At 62.8% G+C, this 2,952-nt stretch carries 5 protein-coding genes; 2 read left to right on the plus strand and 3 right to left on the minus strand.

Annotation, left to right across the window (positions count from 1 at the left end; translation table 11 throughout):
• Positions 1 to 243: 243 nt before the first annotated feature.
• The 3 genes from E1958_RS19300 to thiS all read right to left on the minus strand — a co-directional run bounded on the left by E1958_RS19300 (position 244) and on the right by thiS (position 1,871).
• Positions 244 to 1,155 (minus strand): hypothetical protein, encoded by a 912-nt coding sequence (locus E1958_RS19300; RefSeq protein WP_133513320.1) that lies wholly within the window; start codon positions 1,153 to 1,155, stop codon positions 244 to 246.
• A gap of 7 nt (positions 1,156 to 1,162) precedes the next feature.
• Positions 1,163 to 1,546 carry a transposase gene (locus E1958_RS19305; RefSeq protein WP_133513321.1) on the minus strand — a complete coding sequence of 128 codons (384 nt, stop codon included), beginning with the start codon at positions 1,544 to 1,546 and terminating at the stop codon, positions 1,163 to 1,165.
• Positions 1,547 to 1,670: 124 nt separating this feature from the next.
• Complete coding sequence (gene thiS / locus E1958_RS19310; RefSeq protein ID WP_089728428.1) at positions 1,671 to 1,871, minus strand: sulfur carrier protein ThiS; 201 nt, start codon at positions 1,869 to 1,871, stop codon at positions 1,671 to 1,673.
• A 346-nt stretch (positions 1,872 to 2,217) separates the two neighbouring features.
• On the opposite strand from thiS, the gene E1958_RS19315 reads away from it, so the two are divergent.
• On the plus strand, positions 2,218 to 2,565 hold the full coding sequence (locus tag E1958_RS19315) for an IS110 family transposase (RefSeq protein ID WP_133513322.1): 348 nt from the start codon (positions 2,218 to 2,220) through the stop codon (positions 2,563 to 2,565).
• The coding region (locus E1958_RS19320; protein ID WP_166664706.1) for a transposase at positions 2,523 to 2,952 on the plus strand (430 nt) is incomplete at its 3' end. The genes E1958_RS19315 and E1958_RS19320, both read left to right, overlap by 43 nt.

Consider the following 2,952-nt stretch of genomic DNA (forward strand, 5'->3'; position numbering starts at 1 on the left):
GGAGGGTGTCGCAAAAGCCCCTCTCCCGCCGGGAGAGAGCCTGCGCCGAGCGCAGCGAGGGGGCTTGGGGAGAGGGGGTCAAAGGGCGAAGATCGGTGCCTTTTGCGACACCCTCAGGGGGAGAGGGGCTTCTAGCTACCGCCGTGCCTGCGCGCAGGGCATATAATACCGCTGTCGACCCATCCGGGCGCCGCGCCGCTGACATCATGACCAACCACGCCGACTGCTCTATTTGGGATGGGTCTAGATAACTTCGCCTGGCTCCCCAGGCTCCGGAGACTGTGAAAGTATTCGCACGCGGAGCCACGGTGTGAACGCCTCGGCCTCAGCAGCGCGAAAAACCAGGCCAAGGCGCTTGATCGGCCGCGTCTGGCCGCTGAACGTCAACCAACGCGCGACCGGTTGGAAGAATAGAAAGAGACAATAAAAACAGATCCGCCAGATACCATTTTCCTTGTGGGCGCTGCCGCGTGGCCGCAGAATCTCGCCAGTGGGGCCGGTGTAGCCATCAAGGGTACGGTGGTAATGAAAGCGCTCGCCACGGAGGCGTTCTTGGGCGTTGACGGCCTTGTGCTTGTCCGGGATCGGGACGTAGACAGTCGCGTTGGCGGCTTGGCAGGCAGCAAGTTGTGCCTCGCTGTAGTAACCGCTGTCGGCCACAACGGTCAGTTCATTGACCGACAGGACGGCCATGGCACCCAGCCATTGACCGCTCAACTGGTTTTGATCATTCCCGGCGTTGGTCACTTCGTGTTGGTGTTTGCTATCAACGCGGTTTTGTACGTTGTCGCCGGTGACGTGCTGGTTGCCTTTGCTCAAGGCCCGCGCATCGGGATCGGTGCGCGACAGTTGGGTTTCACTACGGTCCGCCAGCTGTTTAAGTTGTGCCTGCTGGCGCGCTTGGCGTTCCTTGAGGGCGGCCAGCTTGTCGGCAAGCGCGGGGGCTTCACCCAACCGGTCACCGGCCGGGTTTTTCGGCGCGTCGTTGGCATCAAGGCACGGGGTGTCGGCTTCCAGATCACGTTCAATCTGCTTTAGCTGGCTTTCCAACTGTTTCTTGGTCGTGATACTGGCGTCACGGGCACTGGCCTGGAAACAGGAACCGTCGATGCCGATGGTTTCGCCACCGAGCAGTTCCAGTTCTTGACACAGCAAGACGAAATCACGGTTCGCCGCGCGCGTTCACCCGGCGAAACTCGGCGCTGGTCCGAGAACACGGGACCAGTCCCTCCAGTAACCAGATCAGTTCCAAGTTGCGCCGGTACTCACGTTCCAACCGCCGGGAGCTGTGCACGCGGTTGAGGTACCCGTAGAGCGCGCGCTTAAGCAGCGCGGCTGGATCGAACGCCGGTTGCCCCGGGGCGAGTTCACCGCCGGCATTGGTAAAGCCCAATGCCGGCAGGTCGAGCGTATCGACAGCGGCGTCGATCGCCCGCACCCGATTGGTCTCGCTGACATAAGCTTCGACCCGTGGCGGCAGGAGGGCGGCCTGGCTACGGGCGTGGCCTTGTTTGTAACTCTTGCCATGAAGGTTGGCCCCTCGCAACTGACTCGACCGCCAGTTTACGCTTACAACTCTCCATTGGAGGCCCGATCGAGGATGGGAGGGAGTAGGGCCCCGAGCCGGGTCCGGCTGCCGGCTCGGGCCTGCCGGAAGGTGATTGCTAAGGTTAACCGCCCCCGACGGCGTGAATGATCTCCACCCGGTCGCTGGGGACCAAGCGGTGCTCCCTGAGGCGGCTGCGGGGCACCAGCTCCTCGTTGACCTCCACGGCGAGGCGCTGGCCGATCAGCTCCAGCCGCTTGATGAGGTCGCCCATGGCGATGCCGTCCGGGACCTCGGTCGGATTTCCGTTGAGGGTAATCTGCATGTTGGACTCCTGCTGCGGTGTGTCCTGGTCGGGGAACGGATTTTACCTCCTTGCGGGGGAGGAAGGGGTTCGCAAGCTCACCCCACCCTTGTATGTTCTGTATCCAAGGGAGAGCCAAGGATCAGGTAGAAAGGGAGTTAATGGAGAGGATCTGGGAAGCCGTCCCGCCCTGAGGCCGCGAGCCTGTCCGTAGATTGGCTCCCCGCCCGCTTCGCCAATACCGGAGCGTATCCGAGGCCGTGAGCGGTGCTCGTGAGCCTGCATACACAAGGTCGGTAGGCGAGGGTCCAGGGTCGGGGAACCGGGTCGCTATCCTAACCGGTTTTTACTGAGTGGAGAAACCAACATGAAGGTCGCCGGAATCGATGTCAGCAGCAAATCCGTTACCTTGGTTATCAACCGTGACGGTCAGCCGGGAAAACTCCGTGAGTTCAAGAATACCCCAGCCGGTCATGTGGCCCTGAGCAAGGTCTTGTGCAAGGCACCGGTGAGCCGGGTCGGTCTGGAGGCCACCGGCTGGTATCACATCGATCCGGCCCTCGCCCTGGATGACGCCGGGTTGGCGCTCATGGTCATCAACCCCAAGGCCGCCAAACGCTTCGCCGAGGCCAGGCCGTCGATGCCACCGTCCTGGCCCAATTCGCCTTGCGCATGCCCATCACCCCCTGGCAACGCCCCGATGCCTTGGCTCTAGCCATCCGCGCCTGTGCCCGCCGCATCGCCGCCCTCAACCAGCTCCGAACCCAAACCAAAAACCAACTCCATGCCGCGGAGCAAACTGCCACCACGCCCGACTTCCTGATCGCCGAGCTGCACCAGAGCATCGCCCAACTCGATGCCCACCTCGAAGCCCTGCGTCAGCGCGTCCTTGACCTCATCGCCGCCGACGAACAGCTCCAGCATACCTTCGAGCTCCTCATCAGCGTCACCGGTATCGCCGCCGCCAGCGCCATCCAACTCCTCGGCGAACGGCTAGTCCTCCCTGACGACAGGCGCGCTCAGCAATGGGTCGCCACGGCTGGCCTCGACCCACGCCAACACCAATCCGGCCCCAGCGTCAACAAAAAGCCCCGCCTGTCAC

This window comes from Candidatus Thiosymbion oneisti (genome assembly GCF_004359955.1).
Taxonomy (GTDB): Bacteria; Pseudomonadota; Gammaproteobacteria; order Chromatiales; family Chromatiaceae; genus Thiosymbion; species Thiosymbion oneisti.